16 protein-coding genes and 1 pseudogene are annotated in these 19,892 nt (G+C 57.1%); 11 read left to right on the plus strand and 6 right to left on the minus strand.

The genetic code is table 11. The annotated features are described in order from the left end of the window. Window positions 1-219, minus strand: a pseudogene (locus E1180_RS22025) (amino acid permease); the annotation flags it as partial. A gap of 3 nt (window positions 220-222) precedes the next feature. Continuing rightward, complete coding sequence (gene gad / locus E1180_RS01735; protein ID WP_155189362.1) at window positions 223-1,611, minus strand: glutamate decarboxylase; 1,389 nt, start codon at window positions 1,609-1,611, stop codon at window positions 223-225. Window positions 1,612-2,028: 417 nt separating this feature from the next. Here gad and creD point away from each other — a divergent pair, with 417 nt between their 5' ends. Continuing rightward, window positions 2,029-3,360, plus strand: a complete 1,332-nt coding sequence (gene creD / locus E1180_RS01740; protein WP_208996832.1) for a cell envelope integrity protein CreD — start codon at window positions 2,029-2,031, stop codon at window positions 3,358-3,360. A 78-nt stretch (window positions 3,361-3,438) separates the two neighbouring features. Here creD and E1180_RS01745 read toward each other — a convergent pair whose 3' ends face one another. After that, window positions 3,439-4,632, minus strand: coding sequence for a Rossmann-fold NAD(P)-binding domain-containing protein (locus E1180_RS01745; RefSeq protein WP_208996834.1), 1,194 nt, complete (start codon window positions 4,630-4,632; stop codon window positions 3,439-3,441). Window positions 4,633-4,846: 214 nt separating this feature from the next. Between E1180_RS01745 and msrA the strand changes: the two genes are divergently transcribed. Further along, the gene (gene msrA, locus E1180_RS01750) at window positions 4,847-5,500 is read left to right on the plus strand and encodes a peptide-methionine (S)-S-oxide reductase MsrA (RefSeq protein WP_155189364.1); all 654 of its coding nucleotides are present in this window, start codon (window positions 4,847-4,849) and stop codon (window positions 5,498-5,500) included. A gap of 103 nt (window positions 5,501-5,603) precedes the next feature. Continuing rightward, on the plus strand, window positions 5,604-6,125 hold the full coding sequence (locus E1180_RS01755; protein WP_155189365.1) for a hypothetical protein: 522 nt from the start codon (window positions 5,604-5,606) through the stop codon (window positions 6,123-6,125). A gap of 61 nt (window positions 6,126-6,186) precedes the next feature. Here E1180_RS01755 and recQ read toward each other — a convergent pair whose 3' ends face one another. The 3 genes from recQ to E1180_RS01770 form a co-directional block, all read right to left on the minus strand. Further along, window positions 6,187-8,076 carry a DNA helicase RecQ gene (recQ, locus tag E1180_RS01760; RefSeq protein ID WP_155189366.1) on the minus strand — a complete coding sequence of 630 codons (1,890 nt, stop codon included), beginning with the start codon at window positions 8,074-8,076 and terminating at the stop codon, window positions 6,187-6,189. A gap of 103 nt (window positions 8,077-8,179) precedes the next feature. Beyond that, window positions 8,180-9,073 (minus strand): 1-acyl-sn-glycerol-3-phosphate acyltransferase, encoded by an 894-nt coding sequence (locus E1180_RS01765; RefSeq protein ID WP_283404708.1) that lies wholly within the window; start codon window positions 9,071-9,073, stop codon window positions 8,180-8,182. A 117-nt stretch (window positions 9,074-9,190) separates the two neighbouring features. Continuing rightward, on the minus strand, window positions 9,191-9,568 hold the full coding sequence (locus E1180_RS01770) for an MAPEG family protein (RefSeq protein ID WP_155189367.1): 378 nt from the start codon (window positions 9,566-9,568) through the stop codon (window positions 9,191-9,193). Window positions 9,569-9,872: 304 nt separating this feature from the next. Here E1180_RS01770 and E1180_RS01775 point away from each other — a divergent pair, with 304 nt between their 5' ends. The 8 genes from E1180_RS01775 to E1180_RS01810 all read left to right on the plus strand — a co-directional run bounded on the left by E1180_RS01775 (window position 9,873) and on the right by E1180_RS01810 (window position 19,835). Beyond that, entirely contained in the window at window positions 9,873-10,400 is a 528-nt protein-coding gene (locus E1180_RS01775; RefSeq protein WP_155189368.1) for a protease inhibitor Inh/omp19 family protein, read from the plus strand. Between the two features lie 74 nt (window positions 10,401-10,474). Further along, window positions 10,475-11,248 carry a DUF7662 domain-containing protein gene (locus E1180_RS01780; RefSeq protein WP_155189369.1) on the plus strand — a complete coding sequence of 258 codons (774 nt, stop codon included), beginning with the start codon at window positions 10,475-10,477 and terminating at the stop codon, window positions 11,246-11,248. A gap of 567 nt (window positions 11,249-11,815) precedes the next feature. After that, the gene (gene zapE, locus E1180_RS01785; RefSeq protein WP_155189386.1) at window positions 11,816-12,985 is read left to right on the plus strand and encodes a cell division protein ZapE; all 1,170 of its coding nucleotides are present in this window, start codon (window positions 11,816-11,818) and stop codon (window positions 12,983-12,985) included. Between the two features lie 173 nt (window positions 12,986-13,158). Further along, on the plus strand, window positions 13,159-14,121 hold the full coding sequence (mdh, locus tag E1180_RS01790; RefSeq protein WP_155189370.1) for a malate dehydrogenase: 963 nt from the start codon (window positions 13,159-13,161) through the stop codon (window positions 14,119-14,121). 68 nt (window positions 14,122-14,189) lie between these two features. After that, window positions 14,190-15,383, plus strand: coding sequence for an ADP-forming succinate--CoA ligase subunit beta (sucC, locus tag E1180_RS01795; protein WP_155189371.1), 1,194 nt, complete (start codon window positions 14,190-14,192; stop codon window positions 15,381-15,383). An 11-nt stretch (window positions 15,384-15,394) separates the two neighbouring features. Further along, window positions 15,395-15,757: a hypothetical protein gene (locus E1180_RS01800; RefSeq protein WP_155189372.1), complete on the plus strand. Its 363-nt coding sequence runs from the start codon at window positions 15,395-15,397 to the stop codon at window positions 15,755-15,757. Continuing rightward, a complete protein-coding gene (gene sucD, locus E1180_RS01805; RefSeq protein WP_155189373.1) occupies window positions 15,738-16,646 on the plus strand; it encodes a succinate--CoA ligase subunit alpha in 909 nt (302 codons plus the stop codon). The genes E1180_RS01800 and sucD overlap by 20 nt, the downstream gene beginning before the upstream one ends. 201 nt (window positions 16,647-16,847) lie before the next feature. Then, window positions 16,848-19,835, plus strand: a complete 2,988-nt coding sequence (locus E1180_RS01810; protein WP_155189374.1) for a 2-oxoglutarate dehydrogenase E1 component — start codon at window positions 16,848-16,850, stop codon at window positions 19,833-19,835. Window positions 19,836-19,892 lie beyond the last annotated feature (57 nt).

The raw sequence follows: 19,892 nt of genomic DNA on the forward strand, positions 1-19,892 counted from the left end.
CAGTTCCGCTGCAACAAGAGCGGCTGGGATCAAGAAGATGAAGGCCGCAAAGCCGATGTAAAACAGAAGGGTTGTTCCCTCCACGGCCATCAGCGGCAATCCGCGCAAGCTAACCACGGCAGCGACCGTCATCATGGCAAGGCCGATCACCGAGATCCGGCCGGTGGCCGACAGATCCTTGCGGGGGGCAGCGCTGTTGGGGGCGGATGCGTCGGCCATAGCTCAGCTTCCGTGATGAAAGGAGGCTTTGGCCTCTACATTTGTCATCGGATTGCGCTCAAGGAAGTCCATGGTCCTGATCATGTCCTCGACCAGCAGTTCCATCAGGTCGCGTCCCATGCCGTGGCGGATCATGACCCGCTGGACCACCATGTCATGCCGGTTCGCAGGCATTGGATAGGACGCAATCTGCCAGCCGCGCATGCGCATGCGCTCGGACACGTCGTAGAGCGTATAGCCGCGGTTTTCGGCCTTGTTGAGGGTGTAACAGACTGCCGGGAGGCCGCCATCCCCATCATAAAGCATCTCGAAATGGCCGGTCTTCTCAAGTTCACGCGCCAGATACTGCGCGGTCTGCGCGCAGGCCCCCTGCACGTCCTGATAACCTTGGCGGCCGAGGCGCAGGAACTGATAATATTGAGCGACGATTTCGCCTGCGGGTCTTGAAAAGTTCAGCGCGAAGGTCGGAACCTGCCCGCCGAGATAATCAACATTGAAGATAAGTTCCTCCGGAAGGTCCGCAGGCTCTCGCCAGATAGCCCAGCCCACGCCGAGAGGGGAAAGCCCATATTTATGCCCGGAGGCGTTGATTGATTTCACACGCGGCAGCCGGAAGTCCCACACGACCTCTTCATGCAGAAACGGTGCGATGAACCCGCCTGATGCGGCATCGACATGGATCGGGATATCAAGCCCGCGCTCGGCTTCGATTTGATCGAGAAGCTTGGAAATCTCTTCTACCGGTTCGTAGATCCCGGTAAACGTCACCCCCAGCGTTGGGACAACACCAATCGTGTTCTCATCGACCGCTTCGGCGACTTGAGCTGCGGTCATGCCGAGCTCTCCTGCCAAAACGGGGAGTTCTCGCAGTTCGATATCAAAGTAACGGGCAAACTTGTGCCAGCAGATCTGCACCGGACCGCAAATGAGGTTTGGCTTGTCCGCCGGTTTGCCTTCGGCTTCGCGTTTTTTGCGCCACTTCCACTTCAGCGCAAGACCGCCCAGCATAGCCGCCTCCGACGAGCCTGTGGTCGAACAGCCGAGTGTTCCCTTGGCATCGGGTGCATTCCAAAGATCGGCCAGGATGTGAACACAGCGATGTTCTATTTCCGCAGTCTGCGGATATTCGTCCTGATCGATCATGTTCTTGTCGAGACAGTCTTGCATCAGCTTCTGCGCCTGCGGCGGGATGAAGGTGGTACAGAAGGTCGCAAGGTTCTGCCGGGAATTTCCGTCCAGAAGCAACTCATCATGGATGAGGTTGTAAACGGTGTCCGGGAGGGATGAGTTGTCCGGCATGCGGAACTTGGGCAGGGGCTGTTCGGCAAGATCACGCGCGTAGAGGTCGAAAACGTCATCCTTGCGGCCGGGCTTGGACTGGTGCAGTGCCATAGTATTCTCCCTGTGATCACAGGTCCGGGGCGGGCGAGTTCTCGAACGATACGCACAGCAACGCCAAGGTGCAATCGAGGGATCGCGAAAGTTTTGGAACGCTGAGCCAACCTGTCCCGCACTGGACGGCCAATTGGCGCCACGACGCTTGCCTCACTTCTCCTGTCAAAATCAGAGCAATTGCCAAATTCTCGCCCTGCAATCACCCAAAAGCGCTCGAAATATCAACCAATTGAATGTGTTTTCTGTCTGCGTGGGCGTTCCTTGGCAGAGGTACTTTAGACAATGACAGAAGACTCCAACAGAACGCCGGAAAATGGCGGGAGGCTCGACACCAAACCGCGAAGCGGTCCGCGAGCGGGAGCAGCCGCGCGCGCCAGCGCAGGGCGACCCAGGACATTTTTGAACTCGCCTTCAGTGAAATTGGTCCTGATCGGTTTATTGACCCTCATGCTCGTCGTGCCAACCACCTTCGTTTGGGTCCTGGTTGAAGAACGGGCTGACCGGGCCCGCGACGTTGCACAGGATATCGCACGGTCTTGGGGCGGGACACAGCAGATAAACGGTCCCTATCTCGTTGTGCCCTACACCGAGACATTTGTAGTGACCGAAGATGAGAAAGAGCAAACCAAGACCCATCGATACTCGGCGGTTCTGTTTCCGGAAAGACTCGAGATCGCGGGCGATGTCGCGGTCGAAGAACGCCAGAAATCGATTTACAAGCTCCCGGTCTATTCGAGCCAGCTCAACCTGAGTGGCCGCTTTTCCAGCCCGCCATCCTCCGCATTCGACCCGCAAAATGGCGGACTGGTCCAGATCGAGGCGGACAAGGCTGTTCTTGTTGTCGGGATCGGTGATGTGCGGGCTCTGAAAAGTGAAGTGTCCGTTTCAATTGGAACGACCGGGCCGGTGGCATTTGAGCCGGGTCTCGCCGGGCTGATGCGCAACCGCTTGCCGGACGGGCGGCATGGCGCGTCCGGGATCAACGCAGCTATCCCGGAGCGGACTTGGCGGCAAGGTTTTTCCTTCGACATACCGCTGAACTTGAACGGGTCCACCGCCCTTTACTTTGCACCGGCCGGCCAGACCACATCGCTGCGCCTTGCCTCGGATTGGCCGCATCCGGGTTTCACGGGAGCGTTCCTGCCGGATAGCCGGACTATTGCGGGAACGGGATTTGAGGCGGAGTGGTCCATTCCCTATCTGGCACGGGGGATTCCTAAGGTGATCCACACAAGTGAGATGCCCCTTCAGGACAAGCTGCTTGGCGTGAAGTTTGTGGACCCGGTCAATTTCTATCAGACCATATCGCGGTCTTTGAAATATGCCGTTGGTTTTATCAGCCTCACGTTTCTAGCGGTTTTCGTCCTTGAAGTCCGATCAGGCTGGCAATTCCACTGGATCCAATACGGTCTAGTTGGTCTGGCGCTGATTATCTTCTACGTCATGCTCTTGGCCTTTGCCGAACATGTTGGATACGGGTTCGCGTATCTGATTGCAGCATCTGCGGCGACGGCGCTGAATGCGGCCTATGTGGGGTCGTCTCTCAAAAGTGCATTTTCCGGTGTGGTCATGGCGGTCGTGATGGCCAGCATCTTCGGCGTTCTTTTTGCGCTGATGCGGGAGCAGGATTACGCACTGCTAATCGGCTCGGTAATTGCCTTCGTCGCGCTGGCCGTCACGATGTTCGTGACACAGCGGCTGGACTGGAGCGGGGGTGAACCACTGGCGGCAAGACCGGCTGAATAGGTTCAAACGGGATTTAACCGAGTTGGCTGTAAGGCCGGTCTTGAGATTGGTCTTGCAGGACTGCGTTTGTGATGCGGATCAAATCCGGTTTCTCTGGTCGATCCATAAGCGCGCGCACAACGCTTCGCTGTCCCGGTCAATGGCATGAAGGCCCGGTGCATAGGGTGTTTCAACCAAGCGGGCCATCAGCACAATTAGCTCGCCAAGCACAAGTTCCATTATTTCATCCGGAACACTTGCAGATCCAGGAATGAAGTTGGCGGGAAAGCCCTTGTTGACCAATCCGATCCGCCTTGATGTATGACCGCTTTGCGCAGGCAGGTCGTAAACACGGATACAGGAATGGATCTCTTCGGAAGGGTGCTTTTCAAGATACCCGACATCTATCTCGACACAGCGCGAGCTGCCGCTGGCCAGAATGCAGCCGTCGCGAAGCCGGTCAATGATTGCTGTTGGTATCGACATTTGCCCAGTCGCGCCGATCACGAGATCACTACGCTCAAGATCGGTCGGGACAAGGTCTGCCTGGAACCCGCATAGCCTTGCTTCGGCGACGCGCAACGGGTCCGTATCGACAAGGAACGGGATCGCATCAATTCGTTTTAAGGTTTCAGCGGCACCGGTTCCGATCCAGCCCGCGCCAAACACGGTAGCGTGCCGGCCGGCAAGGCCAATTCCGAGATCACGCGCCAGACCGTCCAGACTGCGCACGATGGCTTCACCCGAACGCCGGGCCTCGAACCGTTTCAGCTCGCTTTCCGCGCAGTGCAAGACCGGAACCTTCAAGTCCGGCCGGGCAGCGCGCCAGACACCCTGTTTGGTTATTTCAACAACGCCTTCAACGAGATGCAGATCCGGCGCAAACTGCTGGTGCAGCAGTTCCAGCACATATCCGCTTACCTCCTGAATGATGAGCTTTTGCCCTTCAGCCCGGCATTTTTCCAGGCTGTCCCTGAGAACATTTTTGAGTGTATCGCGAAAGCTTGCTTCTGTTTCCGGACAGTGTACCGCCGGTCCGTAGATGGACTGCCACTTTCTGCGCGTGATTGGATTTCCGGAGGAGTAAGGAACACCGACTATGGCATCAAACGGCATGACAGGCCTTACCGCCTCGACCATGCGCATGGTGTCGTCAAAAAGGTGTCCCACCAAAATGAAACGGTGTTTGCGGCTATGCGGAATATTTAACCGCTCAACAAGTGCTGGCAGATAATCGGCCCGGCAAAAACTGGGCGGCATAGGCGTTAGGTGTTCGGTGCTTACTTGCAACATGGTTTACACTTTCTGACCGCAACCAAAAGGTTATACGATTGCGCGATGCAAGCGTCCAGACTTGTCTGACGATTGCGCGGAAGAAATTCGTTTCGTCAGCTTTCGCGTCAGGCAGTCACAATCACCTCACGGGCTTGTGCGGAAAAAGGAATGGAGTTGTGTTGCAGTCGGGCGGGGGTGCGTTACCTCTTTGATAACACAAGGAGGTCTTATCATGCCGCGCTCATCATCGCTATCCGCCATCGCACTCATTGCTTCTGGTCTGGCGTTTTTCCAAACACAAGCTGCTCAGGCCGAGACCGCGATTTTCGCCGGAGGCTGCTTCTGGTGTGTTGAGGCGGACCTCGAAAAACTATCCGCAGTCCGCGATGTTGTGTCGGGATATGCTGGCGGAAACACGGAAAACCCGACTTACAAAAACTATGAACGCGGCGGCCACCGTGAGGTGGTGAAAGTCGACTTTGACGAAACCAAAATCAGCTATGGTGAGTTGGTCGGCATATTCCTGCGCACAATCGATGTCACTGATAATGGCGGTCAATTCTGTGACCGGGGATACGGATATTCCTCCGCAATTCATCCGTTAGATGATGCCCAAGCCAAGGCGGCAAAGACGGAGATCGCGAAAGCAGAAAAAAGCTTGGGGCGGTCGATTGTGACCCCGGTTGAAGGCCCGGCTCTTTTCTGGCCAGCCGAGGACTATCACCAGGCGTATTACAAGAGCAATGCCAGGACCTTGACGCGGTTTGGATACGTCACGCGGGCGGAAGCCTACAAGGGATATCGCAAGGCCTGCGGGCGTGACGCAAGGGTGAAAGCGGTCTGGGGAGACGAGGCATTTAAGGGCATTCCCAAGACGGGATCATAGCGGGGGGAGATCCGGCAAGCCCTGACAGGTTTCACAGGGCTTGCTGGATACAGCTTTTGATTTACACTTCCGGTGTGGGCCCGCGTATCGGAGGGACCGTGTCATGCTCGGGTTTTTCGGAAGTTCTCCTGCCAGTGAGCCGGAATTTATATCGGAATTGCGTGCCGTTGAGACTGAAGACCGGTTAAGGGCCGGCCTTCAAGTCATGCTTGAAAATGCAGATCTTGAAATTGAAAACACCAACACGCCGACCGAATTCGCGGCTGCGTCCACCGTCGCTGTCATGCGTCTGGTGCTCCACGGCGCTGGCAGGCACTTCGATGATTTGTCGTTTGAAAACCGCTTCGTCACCGGATTGTTCGGCTTTCTGATAGCGCACAATATGAGCCGCCGGACAAATGCGGACCTTGGTGTTGTCCTGGCGATTGCAGGCCTTGATCTGTTTTCCCGCGAGGAGATCGACAGCATCTACAGCCTCGGTTCCTCCTACAGACGGCTGCGCCAGCACAAACAGATGCATCACGCCTTAAAAGGCATCATCGACAGGTTCTTGTCTCACCCGGATAATGAGTCGCTTCACGATCTGGCCGGCGTCTATCAAATGTGCCTGCGTCCGGAGGCTTGACATCCCTGCATGTCAGCATTGGACGTTTTGGGAGATGCATCCAAAACGGTCGCCCGGAACTCTAGAGGCCGGCCTCAAATGCTTCGACCAGTTCGATGAAGGCAGCGCCGTACTTGTCAAGCTTGGACTGCCCAACGCCTGAAACGCTCAGCAGGGCGTCCTCCCGCACCGGGCGGGCCGCCGCTATACCGGCCAGAGTTGCATCCGGAAACACAACATAGGGCGGGACATTCTGATCCCTTGCAATCTGTGTCCGCAACCGGCGCAACCGCTCAAACAAGAGACGGTCGTCACCGGCCAGGTCGTCCGCCACCGATCCAGCCCGAGCGGTCCGCGTGTTTTTCAACCCGGCTGCGTTTCTGTCCCGGCGCAAAGCGATACGTTCTTCGCCGCGCAGTATTTTGCGGGCCTTTTCGGTCAGCACGAGGGCCCCGAACTTGGCGTGGTCCACATCCACATAGCCTGAGGCGACAAGCTGGCGCGCAATGGATTGCCAAGTCTTCGGCGCGACCTCCTGTCCGATCCCGTAGACAGACAGGCCATCGTGGCCAAACCGGGCGATTTTTTCGTTGGTCTTGCCTGTCAGCACATCAATGACATGCCCGGTGCCGAACGTTTGGCCTGTCCGGTAGATTGCGGACATCAGCTTCTGCGCCGCTTCCGTGCCGTCCCACGTTTCGACCGGCGACAAGCAGGTGTCGCAGTTGCCGCACGGCTCCGGGTAAGTCTCTCCAAAATGTGCCAGCAGAGCTTGGCGCCGGCAGCCAGCAGTCTCGCAAATGCCAAGCAGCGCATTCAGCTTGGCGTTCTCGGCCCGCTTGACTTCATCCGGAGCATCGCCTTCGGCAATCATACGGCGGCGCTGAACAAGGTCGGCCATGCCGTAAGCCATGAATGCTTCCGACGGAGCACCGTCCCGCCCGGCCCGGCCGGTTTCCTGATAATAAGCTTCCACGGACGAGGGCAGATCCAGATGAGCAACATAGCGCACATCCGGCTTGTCGATCCCCATTCCAAAAGCCACCGTCGCCACCAGGCAAAGATCCTCTTCCAGAAGGAAGGCATCCTGATTGGCGGCTCGCTGATCAGCCGGCAATCCGGCATGGTATGGCTTGGCGCGGATCCCCTTTGCGCACAGCCATTCTGCAATCTCTTCGACCTTGGCTCTTGACAGGCAGTAAACGATCCCGCTGGCGCCCTTGTGCTTCTTCAAGAAGTCGAGAAGTTGCTGACGCTGGTTGCTGCGCTCGACAATTTCGTACCGGATGTTCGGCCGGTCGAAGCTGGTTGAAAAAACTTCGGCGTCTTCAAGCTGCAGGCGGCCCTGAATGTCTTTTTGCGTTTGCGGATCAGCGGTCGCAGTCAGAGCAATCCGCGGAACGCCCGGATACCGCGCCTTCAGGGCCGACAGCGTCAGATATTCTGGCCGGAAATCATGCCCCCACTGGCTGACACAATGCGCCTCATCAATGGCGAACAGCGCAATCTCCAACGTGTCCAAAAAACGGCGGAAGGCTTCGTTGCCAAGGCGCTCTGGGGTCACATAGAGGAGATCGATTTCGCCGCGCGCCAGCATGTTGCGAACATCGGCCTGCTGGTCCTGCGAGAGGGTTGAGTTGAGTGCGACGGCCCGCACACCGGCATTTGTGAGCGCGCCCACCTGGTCTTTCATGAGCGCAATCAGTGGCGACACCACAATTCCGACCCCACGCCTGCACAGCGCCGGTATTTGATAACACAAGGACTTGCCAGCGCCGGTCGGAAACAGAACGAGCGCATCCCGGCCATCGACAAGGGCATTGACTACGGCTTCCTGTTTGCCGCGGAAGCGGTCAAATCCGAACACGTGTTGCAGAACATTGAGAGGCTTGGGATCAGGACGCACCTGAGGTGCGATGGACTCCGAACTAAGTGGCGGCGCCTCGGCAACAATGGCTGGTAAAACGGACATTCGGCTGCAGGATCCTCGAAAGATCTAGCCAACATGTCTTATTCGCAGGGTGAGGGCAATTCGGTGCGGTTCCGTGCCTGTGGATGGTTCCTAGCGGCGCGTCTTAAAACTCGGCGTCCGGATCCTCTGCCAGTGTTTCGGCGCAGTGGACGCGCATCTGGTCGGTCAGTTCAGCAAGATCACCGGCCAGCCGTTCCGGCCGGATGGGTTTGCCAAAATGGACGTTGAATTTCGCGTGGTCCTTGTTCAAGAGCTCGTTGAAAACCGTCATGTCGCGCAATTCCTTCGATACCCGGGCAAGGAAATAGAACAGGCCGGAGTTGCGCCCACCCATATGCATGGGAATGATAGGCGCCTTGTTCTTGCGCGCCAGCGCCAGCGCCGACGTCATCCAGGGCCGTTCGGTCAGCCTGCCCTGGTGCCAATAGGCCAGCCGGCCGGAGGGAAACAGCACTACCACACGTTCCTTGGAAAAGGCGGCGGAGGCGATCTTGAGTGTTTCCTTAGACTTTTCCCGGCTTTTGAAGTCTGCACGCCACTCAACGGGAATGATCATGTCGGCAAGACGGGGGTTGATGCGGATGGCATCCCGGTTCGCGAAAATCGCCAGATCGCTCCGCCGGGCCCGTATTGCATCGAAAAGGACGATCCCGTCGGCAATTCCGGTCGGGTGGTTGGACACCAGGACAACTGGACCTGTGGCGGGAACGCGCTCAAGGCCTTTGACGGTCACATCCAGCTTCAAAAGGTCGCTCAAATGCGAAAAGACTTCGATTGCCTCCATTTGACCGATTGTGTCTGCCATCTCGACGGCGGAGCGGTAGCGCAGGATCTTGAACGCAAATGGTTTGATGAGTGGCCACCAAGGGCTCGCCATGACTTGCTTGCCGCGTTCGGCAATCAGCATGTCAACAATATGCTTGTCCGCTTTTGCGGGATAATAAGCCGATTGGCTCCGCGCCGGCACGTTGGTCGTCGATTGGTCTGTCGTCCGCACTTTAGAACCCCGCCGGTGTCAAACGTCATGCATTAGAACGCATCGTTAGCGAAACCATAGGCCTCGTGCAAATGTTCGTTGATTTGCACTCAGGATTAAAATCCTTTGTGTTGCCGATTAGCTCCACAATGAACTTGTGAAAATCCCGACGCAGGTCAAGGTTGCTGCTGACCAGGCAACCGACCTCGGTGTTGATCGGTCCGTCCAATAGCAAAAGATGTAAATTAGACGCAGGAGAACAAACAATACGGCCAGCCGGTCGACCATGTCCGCAGAGCCGCCCTGCGACAAACCGACGAAGACTGACACGGCGAAAAAGGGAAAGGCCTCAAAGCCGTTCGCCTGGGCAGCTTGAGCACGTGCCCTGAAACCCTCTTTCCAATAATCGGGGTCTCTCGGCAGCGCGTTGTTAAAATCCTTGTTCAGTTTTGCGGGGAACGCAGAAAGGATCGGTAGCAGGGCAGCGACAAGAAGACACCAATAAGCAGTGGGCATGAAAAAATCTCCGTCAGGATCCGTGTTTAATTACATGAGTGGTTGCGGGCTTCAACGGTCACTTCGTTTTTCCGGTTCTCGCATGGGGCATGGGCACCCTGCCTGCACATATAGCCCTGCCTGTGGTCCCGGAAAACTTGAGGACTGGCAGCGCGTCTATGGGCCGCCGGGGGCACTGCAATGCGTTTATCGACATGCAGACCGATAGAAATTCAGTAAAAACCTTTTGAGCCTTTGGATTTTCGACACATTGTGGGCTAAGACAGGCGCCACATTCGAAGATTGAATGAAGGAATGATTCGCTATGAAGCGTGCGGCAAAGTTCGGTGTGGTTTTGAGTTTGGTGGTTCTGGCAGCAGGGTGCCAGCGCTTTTCAAGCGGTCCGAATTACGCAGCGCCGCTGCCGGCCACACCCACCACACCGGTGAATTCCGGCACGTTGCAGCCGCTCGACCCGAATGCAGATCCTTTTGGTACGAATACCGTCGATCCGAATGCACCGGCAACCGATCTTGCAAGTGCCCCGGTGGCGCCTCCTGCAAATGCGCAGGAAGTCGGCCGGACGGATCTCCTCGGCGGCTGGAAACTTGCCTCTGGTGCCGATAACTGCATGGCTTTCATGACCTTGACGACATGGTCCGGCGGTTACCGGGCAAATACCAGAGGTTGTAACACGCCTATGCTGTCTGGCATCTCTGCTTGGGATTTGACCGGCAATCAGGTGCTGCTGAAAGACGGCAGCGGACAGACGGTTGCCCAGCTGTATTCCAACGCTCCCGGGCAGTTTAATGGCCGGACCGCATCCGGGGTCCCGATTGCCTTGACCCGTTAACAACCCTCGGTATTTTATCTAGACAACTCGCGCAATGAGTGTATCATGCATGGTCTGAGGAAAGGACTGTGCATATGTCGAAGTATGAACCTCTGCGGGAGCATTTGGCGCGTCTGACGGATGTGGTCTGGGCGGCAAAACTCAATGAAGTCGAGGGGATCATTGGATCAAACCTCCCCAAGAGTGCGCGCGAACACCGGACCTGGTGGGCGAATTCGGGCGGAAGCCTGGTGCATCAAAATGCATGGCTTGATGCGGGCTGGCGGGTCGAGCGGACTGATCTGACGCGCGACGTTATTGTTTTCCGCCGCCAGCTGATTGGCGGAACCGGAGTTACAAGCCGCTCATCGGCTGCGAAATCTCCTCAAAAAATCGCCGAAAAACGTCTTTGCAAACATATGGCCAGTCTCCGGCAGCCCGCCACCGTGACCTTGCGCACGGAGTGGACGGTTCTTGGGGACGTTGCCAAGACCCCATGCTCCAACACAGCGATCCCGCGGGACGCGGGTGTGGTGCGTTTTGCGACGCTGGACGGGGACGATGTGAAGACCGTGATTGCTTCGGCTGCCTCCGTTCAACAACTCTACCGCAGCATCCGCATGGAAATGAAGGGGATGGAAGGTAACGCCGACTGCATGACCGGAAAGTCGATCATCGAAGCGGGTGGCTTTGAGGCGGATACGCCGATTGAATGCGACGTAGTGAAAAGCGGGAATGCATGGCTTCTGACGGATGGCCGGGGCCGCAAAGCTAATCTGGACGATGCAACCGAGCGCTCTCTCGTCGCGCAGCTTTTATATCTGCAGGAATTGCAGTCCGGCCGATCAGCAAAGCTGATTAAAGACTAGGCTGGGTTTCCATCCTGAGGCGCCTAAGCCGGTCGGGCGCATATTGCCCGGCCACAGGCAGAGCAAAGAGCGTTGGCGTCGGCTACGGCCCAACGTTTTCTGCTAGATGCCGGTTGCTGCCAGGATGGCGTTCTGCCGCGCCGCTATGCGCTTCATTCTGGCCGTCCATCCTGTTTGGTTTGCATCTCCAGCGGTGTCCTCCCTCCACGGATTGCCTGTGATGTGCCTCCTGACCTTAAGTGATGAGCTCTGACTGCAGCAGCTGACGTCCGCCGCCGGTCAGCAGATCTCTGGCTTGCCTGTGCGGCAAAGCAGGCTGGTTTGATGCATGGGATCGGATCACCCCAGCATTCTGTTGGTAGCGGTACAAGTCCGCGTCGTTAGTCGTGTACCGGCATCGTTTGCTTAGGTTTTGCATTCAATCGTTTGAATACCGGCCATGGGCCGCGGAAAGGCCGGTTAGCCGAATAGACCGCTTGCATCTGCGGCAATTTGACCTTATTCCGCCCTGCAGTTGTCACATCCAAGGCTCCATGACCGCTCATGGGAGGAGCGCTACGCTTGAAGATGGAACTGCCGGTCAACCGTGCCCTTGCTGCCCGTTATGATGAGTTGGTCTTGTCCGGCGAGATCACCGAGGATCCCGTTCAGCTCCAGGCGGTTCACCAGCTCGACCTCTTGAATACACGGCTTGGCGAAACCCGTTTGGCATCGAAAAAGAGCTCGCTTGGCTGGATGTTCGCCAAGCGCAAAGAAACCAAAAAGAACCAGCTCTGGGCCTCTGTGGAAGGCCTCTACATGTGGGGCGGTGTCGGGCGCGGCAAAACCATGCTGATGGACCTTTTCTATGAGGTCACGGTTATCCGGCGGAAACGGCGCGTTCACTTTCATGAGTTCATGGCGGATGTGCATGAGCGTATTCATGCCCACCGGCAAGCCCACAAGCGCGGTGAGACAAAGGAAGACGATCCGATCCCTCCCGTGGCAGCGCAGATCGCGGAAGAAACCCGGCTGCTCCTGTTTGATGAGTTTTCGGTCACCGACATTGCCGATGCCATGATCCTTGGGCGATTGTTCACCCAGCTTTTTGAGCGGGGCGTCATTGTGGTAGCCACCTCCAACGTTGCTCCGGACAAGCTTTACAAAGACGGTCTGAACCGTCAGCTGTTTCTCCCATTCATTCAGCTTTTGAAGTCCAAGGTATCAGTCCTTCACCTAGATTCAGAAACAGACTACCGGCTTGAGAAGCTGGCTGGGGCGCCGGTCTACATGACGCCCTTAGGGGCTGCGGCCGATGCCCAGATGGATGAGATCTGGACGAAACTCACCCATGGTCTGAAACCGCACACTGAAGAGCTGGAGAACAAGGGGCGCAAAATACCGGTGCCATGCTCTTCCGCTGGCGCGGCCCGGTTCACCTTCAAGGACCTGTGCATGCAGCCACTTGGCGCCAGCGATTATCTTCGCATCGCGCATGCCTTCAGTACGGTTTTTATCGATCACGTTCCGGTCATGACAAAAGCCCGGCGCAATGAAGCCAAACGATTTATCACGCTGATCGACACGCTCTACGATACCGGGACAAAACTCGTTGTGTCGGCGGAAGCAGAACCGCAGAACCTCTATCAGGCAGACAGCGGCACGGAGGCGTTCGAATTTGACCGCACGGCGTCGCGTCTGATTGAAATGCGGTCAGAAGCGTACCTCGCGGGTGAAAAGCGCGAAGAACACGCATAAGTGTGCATTCCCTATAGTGGAGCTATGCACGCGGGAAGAAAAAGAAAATTTTGCCAGCCTTCGCGCAATTATCTTTTGGCGAGGTTGCGCAGGGGCGGCAAAGGGAGTAGTGCCATCGTCAGTCATCGGCGGATGGCATGGAGTTCCATCTTACGTAAAGGGAAACTTTAGATATGGCGCGGAACAAGATTGCCTTGATCGGCTCGGGTCAGATCGGCGGCACACTCGCTCATTTGGCTGGTTTGAAGGAACTGGGAGACATTGTTCTCTTCGACATCGCGGAAGGCATGCCACAGGGCAAGGCGCTTGACCTCGCTGAATCTTCTCCGGTCGACGGATTCGATTCCAAACTGGCCGGTGCGAATTCCTACGAAGCGATTGAAGGCTCGGATGTGGTGATCGTGACCGCGGGCGTTCCGCGCAAACCGGGCATGAGCCGGGACGATCTCCTCGAGATCAACCTGAAAGTCATGGAGCAGGTCGGCGCAGGCATTGCGAAATACGCTCCCAACGCCTTTGTCATCTGCATCACCAACCCGCTCGACGCGATGGTCTGGGCCCTGCAGAAATTCTCCGGCCTGCCGAAGAACAAGGTCGTCGGTATGGCCGGTGTTCTGGACAGTGCGCGCTTCCGGTACTTCCTCGCCGATGAGTTCAACGTGTCGGTTGAAGATGTCACCGCATTCGTCCTCGGCGGCCACGGCGACACTATGGTGCCGCTCACCCGCTATTCCACGGTTGCCGGTATTCCGCTGCCGGATCTGGTCAAGATGGGCTGGTGCACGGCAGAGCGCCTGGAGGAAATCGTTCAGCGCACCCGTGACGGCGGCGCCGAAATCGTTGGCCTGCTCAAAACCGGGTCTGCGTTCTATGCTCCGGCCTCTTCTGCAATTGCAATGGCTGAGAGCTACCTCAAAGACAAGAAACGCGTTCTGCCATGCGCTGCCGCTCTCGACGGTCAGTATGGCCTGAAGGACACCTATGTCGGCGTTCCGGTCGTGATCGGCTCCGACGGTGTCGAGCGCGTCATCGAAATTGATCTTCAGGGCGAAGAAAAAGCCGGTTTCGACAAGTCCGTCGCATCCGTCGCCGGCCTGGTTGATGCTTGTAAGAAAATTCAGCCGGCGCTTGCATAAGCGCCTGCTACCGGATTTCACAGCCGCTCCCGTCAGATGGGGCGGCTCTCCGACAACGGGGGAAACACATGAACATTCACGAATATCAGGCCAAGGCCGTGCTGAAGGAATTCGGTGCACCGGTGGCCGAGGGCGTTGCGATCTTTTCTGCCGATGAAGCAGAAGCTGCAGCCAAAAGCCTGCCGGGCCCGCTTTGGGTCGTCAAATCTCAAATCCACGCTGGCGGCCGCGGCAAGGGCAAGTTCAAGGAACTTGGTCCGGATGCCAAAGGCGGTGTGCGTCTGGCCTTCTCTTTGGACGAAGTGAAGTCCCACGCAGCGGAGATGCTGGGCAACACCTTGGTGACCGCACAGACCGGTGACGGCGGCAAGGTCGTCAACCGTCTCTACATCGAAGATGGCGCCGATATCGAGCGTGAGCTTTACCTTTCCATTCTCGTTGACCGCACCGTTGGCCGTCCGGCATTCGTTGTCTCCACCGAAGGCGGCATGGACATTGAAGCCGTTGCGCACGACACGCCGGAAAAGATCATCAATCTGGCGATCGATCCGAACACAGGTGTGACAGAAGCAGATGCTGCAAAGCTCTGCGACGCTCTGGACTTGAGTGGCGCGGCTCGTGAAGACGGCATGAAGCTCTTCCCGATCCTCTACACCGCTTTCGTTGAGAAAGACATGGCGCTCCTGGAAGTGAACCCGCTGATCGTCATGAAGGATGGTCACCTGCGCGTTCTCGATGCCAAGGTCTCCTTCGATGGCAACGCCCTGTTCCGCCACGACGACATCATGGCCCTGCGCGACGAGACGGAAGAAGACGCCAAGGAAATCGAAGCGTCCAAATACGATCTCGCTTACGTCGCGCTCGACGGCGACATCGGCTGCATGGTCAATGGTGCGGGCCTTGCCATGGCAACCATGGACATCATCAAGCTCTACGGTGCCGAGCCGGCCAACTTCCTCGATGTTGGCGGTGGCGCAACCAAGGAGAAGGTGACCGCAGCGTTCAAGATCATCACCTCTGATCCGAATGTCAAAGGCATCCTGGTCAACATCTTCGGCGGCATCATGCGCTGTGACATCATCGCGGAAGGCGTTCTGGCGGCCGTGACTGAAGTTGGCCTGCAAGTGCCGCTCGTGGTGCGCTTGGAAGGTACCAATGTTGAGCTCGGCAAGAAGATCATCTCCGACAGCGGAATGAATGTTATCGCCGCTGACGATCTCGACGACGCCGCCCAGAAAATCGTGAAAGCGGTAAAAGGTTAACACGGAACCCTATGAACTCGCTTGTCTCACTAATTTTGCTTGGGATTGCTGCCGGTATTATTGGAGCGGTGCTAAACGCTCTGATTTGTTACTTGGTCGTAGCACTCTTCAAGCGGTTTCTGGGAGAGACCATCGGAAAAATTGTGCTGTATCTGGCTTATGGCTACGTGTTGTTCCCACTTCTCGTATTCATGATTCCAGTATTCGACAAAGACTTTTGGAAGGCCTTTGTCATTGCGCCGCTATTGATACTGTTTTCAGTCGCAATGGTTGTTGGAAGCATCAGCGCAGTTTTTATTCTAAGGTTCTTTTCAAGGCGAGATATTTTGGGTTTGGCAACGAGGAGTGATCGAGTTGTCCATTCTAGTAAATAAAGACACGAAAATCATCGTACAGGGCCTGACCGGCAAGACCGGTACGTTCCACACGGAACAGGCGCTGGAATATTACGGCACCAAGATGGTTGCCGGTGTGCATCCGAAGAAGGGTGGCGAAAGCTGGTCTTCCGGTCTGGAAAGCGCGGCTGAGCTGCCGATCTTCGCGACCGTTGGTGAAGCCAAGGAAGCAACTGGCGCCGATGCATCCGTGATTTACGTCCCGCCTGCTGGCGCGGGCGCGGCGATCATTGAAGCGATTGATGCGGAAGTTCCGTTCATCGTCTGCATCACCGAAGGCATTCCGGTGGCCGACATGGTCAAGGTCAAGGCGAAGCTGGAGAAATCCAAGTCCCGCCTTTTGGGTCCGAACTGCCCGGGCATCCTGACCCCTGAAGAGTGCAAGATCGGCATCATGCCGGGCTCCATCTTCAAGAAGGGCTCTGTGGGTGTTGTATCGCGCTCCGGTACACTTACCTACGAAGCGGTCTTCCAGACCTCCAACGCAGGCCTCGGCCAGACGACTGCTGTCGGTATTGGCGGCGACCCGGTCAAAGGCACCGAGTTCATCGACGTCCTGGAAATGTTCCTGGCCGACGACGAAACCCAGTCGATCATCATGATCGGCGAAATCGGTGGCTCTGCGGAAGAAGAAGCGGCTCAGTTCCTGAAGGACGAAGCCAAGAAGGGCCGCAAGAAGCCGATGGCCGGCTTTATTGCGGGCCGCACCGCACCTCCGGGCCGCACCATGGGTCACGCCGGTGCTGTGATCTCCGGCGGCAAAGGCGGCGCGGAAGACAAGATTGCGGCGATGGAAGAGGCCGGTATCAAGGTTTCACCATCTCCGGCCAAGCTCGGCGAGACACTTCTCGAAGTCTTGAAGGGCTAAAAGACGGGAAATCTTTGCGGGAGGGATCGGAAACTGTTTACGTTTTCTCCCGCATGATGACAGGATGGCCTGCGGCGCTTATGCGCCGTAGGCATTATTCGAGGGATCGGTGATTTACATCGGTCATTAAGGGAACCGGCCGCGGGTGACATATGAAACCCGCCTAACAAAAAGGGCGGAGCAGCCCTCCGCTAGACAGACATGGCACGGCAGGAAGCGAACAACGTATTCGCACTGACGTCGTTGCTTTACGGCGCCAACGCAGCCTATATCGAAGATCTCTATGCCCAGTACAAGACGGATCCGAACTCGGTGGACGCCGAGTGGCGGGACTTCTTTGCTGCGTTTCAGGACGAAAAAGAAGCCGTCCTTAAGGAAGCGCGCGGGGCACCCTGGAAACGCAAGGATTGGCCGATTGAGGCCAATGGCGACCTCGTCAACGCGTTTGATGGTAATTGGGCGCCGATTGAACAGAAGCTTGAATCCAAGCTGAAACAAAAAGCGGAAAAGACCGGCGCTGCGATGTCAGACGCAGAGGTCCATCAGGCAACGCGCGATTCCGTCCGCGCTCTGATGATGATCCGCGCCTATCGGATGCGGGGCCACCTTCACGCCGATCTTGACCCGCTTGGCTTGGCCGGCAAGGGCGATCACGAAGAGCTTCATCCGTCATCCTACGGCTTTACCGAAGCCGATTGGGACCGGAAAATCTTCATCGACCATGTTCTGGGCCTTGAATACGCGACCATCCGCGAGATGCTCGATATCTTGAAGCGGACCTATTGCTCAACGCTCGGCGTCGAGTTCATGCATATTTCCGATCCGGCGGCGAAATCCTGGATCCAGGAGCGCATCGAGGGTCCGGACAAGCAGGTCGCCTTCACCGCGGCCGGCAAGAAAGCCATTTTAAACAAGCTGGTCGAGGCCGAAGGCTTCGAGAAGTTCCTGGATGTCAAATACACCGGCACCAAGCGTTTCGGACTGGATGGTGGCGAGGCCCTGATCCCCGCGCTGGAGCAGATCATCAAGCGCGGCGGCCAAATGGGCCTCAAGGACATCGTCCTGGGCATGGCGCACCGTGGCCGGTTGAATGTTCTAACGCAGGTCATGGGGAAACCGCACCGGGCGGTGTTCCACGAGTTCAAGGGGGGGTCCTTTGCTCCGGACGATGTGGAAGGATCCGGCGATGTGAAATATCACCTCGGGGCGTCTTCCGACCGAGACTTCGATGGAAACAACGTTCACCTGTCTCTGACAGCCAACCCGTCGCACCTTGAAATCGTGAACCCGGTGGTTCTGGGCAAGGCGCGGGCCAAGCAAGACCAGCTGGCCGCAAAGGACGACGGAACATTCATCGAAACGACCGAAGTTGATCGGAGCACTGTTCTGCCGCTGTTGCTTCACGGCGATGCGGCATTCGCAGGCCAGGGCGTGGTTGCTGAATGTTTCGGTTTGTCCGCCCTGCGCGGCCACCGGACCGGCGGGTCGATCCATGTAATCATCAACAACCAGATCGGCTTTACGACAAACCCGCGCTTCTCGCGGTCCTCGCCTTATCCCTCCGACATGGCGAAGGTGATCGAGTCGCCGATCTTCCACGTTAACGCGGACGATCCGGAAGCCGTTGTTTTTGCGGCCAAGATTGCAATTGAATACCGGCAGACCTTTGGCCGCCCCGTTGTGATCGACATGATCTGCTACCGCCGCTTCGGCCACAACGAGGGCGACGAGCCGGCGTTCACACAGCCGATCATGTACCGGAAAATCCGCAAGCATCAGACAACGCTTCAGCTCTACTCGGACCGCCTGATCAAGGAAGGCGTGATCAGCCAGGAAGAAGTCGATCAGATGAAGGCGGACTGGCGGTCGCGCCTGGACACGGAGTTCGATTCCGGCCAGGCCTTCAAGCCGAACAAGGCTGACTGGCTCGACGGGAAATGGGCTGGCCTCAAGCGCGCCGACAACGAAGACGATCCGCGCCGGGGCCAAACCGGATTGCCGATGGACGAGCTGAAAGACATTGGGCGCAGCCTCACAAACGTGCCGGATAATTTCAACATTCACCGCACGATTGCCCGCTTCATGAAACAGCGCGAGCGGATGATCGAAACCGGGGAGGGAATCGACTGGGCGACCGCTGAGGCCCTGGCGTTCGGGTCCTTGCTCAAGGAAGGCCACCCGATCCGTCTGTCCGGCCAGGATTGCGAGCGCGGAACGTTCTCGCAGCGCCATTCGGTTCTCTATGATCAGGAGAACGAGAGCCGCTATATTCCGCTCAATCATGTGTCGGCCGACCAGCAGCGCTACGAAGTCATCAACTCCATGCTGTCCGAAGAAGCCGTTCTGGGCTTTGAGTATGGCTACTCACTGGCAGAGCCAACGGCACTGACCCTCTGGGAGGCACAATTCGGCGACTTCGCCAATGGCGCCCAGGTGCTGTTCGATCAGTTCATTTCTTCCGGTGAGCGCAAGTGGCTGCGCATGTCGGGCCTTGTCTGCCTGCTGCCGCATGGCTACGAAGGTCAGGGGCCTGAGCATTCGTCCGCCCGCCTTGAGCGCTTCTTGCAATTGTGCGCGGAAGACAACATGCAGGTTGCGAACTGTTCGACACCGGCCAACTACTTCCATATTCTGCGTCGCCAGCTGCGACGCAACATTCGCAAACCGCTCATTCTGATGACGCCGAAATCACTTCTGCGCCACAAGAAGGCGGTCTCGAAACTGGAAGAACTTGGGCCGGACTCCACTTTCCACAGGCTGCTTTGGGATGATTGGGGATCGAACCTGTCTTCGGAAGGAAAGCTTGTTGCTGACGACAAGATCAAGCGTGTCGTTATGTGTTCGGGCAAGGTCTACTATGACCTGTTCGAAGAGCGCGAAAAGCGCGGCATCAATGACATCTACCTGATGCGTGTCGATCAACTCTATCCGTTCCCGAAAAAGGCGTTGATGCTGGAACTGGCCCGCTTCCCGCAGGCCGAGATGGTCTGGTGTCAGGAAGAACCCAAGAACATGGGCAGCTGGTTCTTTGTTGAGCCTTACATCGAGTGGGTGCTGGAGCAGATCGACGCCAAGCACAAACGTCCGCGTTACGCCGGCCGGTCCGCAATGGCTTCTACGGCGACCGGACTGATGTCGGCTCACTTGGCGCAGCTCAATGCATTCCTCGAAGAGGTGCTCGGAAACTAACGTTCAAGGGGGCCTTCGGGCCCTCTTTTCAAAGACTTTGGCCAGGTAATTTTAAGA

Origin of the sequence: Roseibium denhamense (assembly GCF_009711415.1) — a bacterium.
Lineage (GTDB): Bacteria > Pseudomonadota > Alphaproteobacteria > Rhizobiales > Stappiaceae > Roseibium > Roseibium denhamense.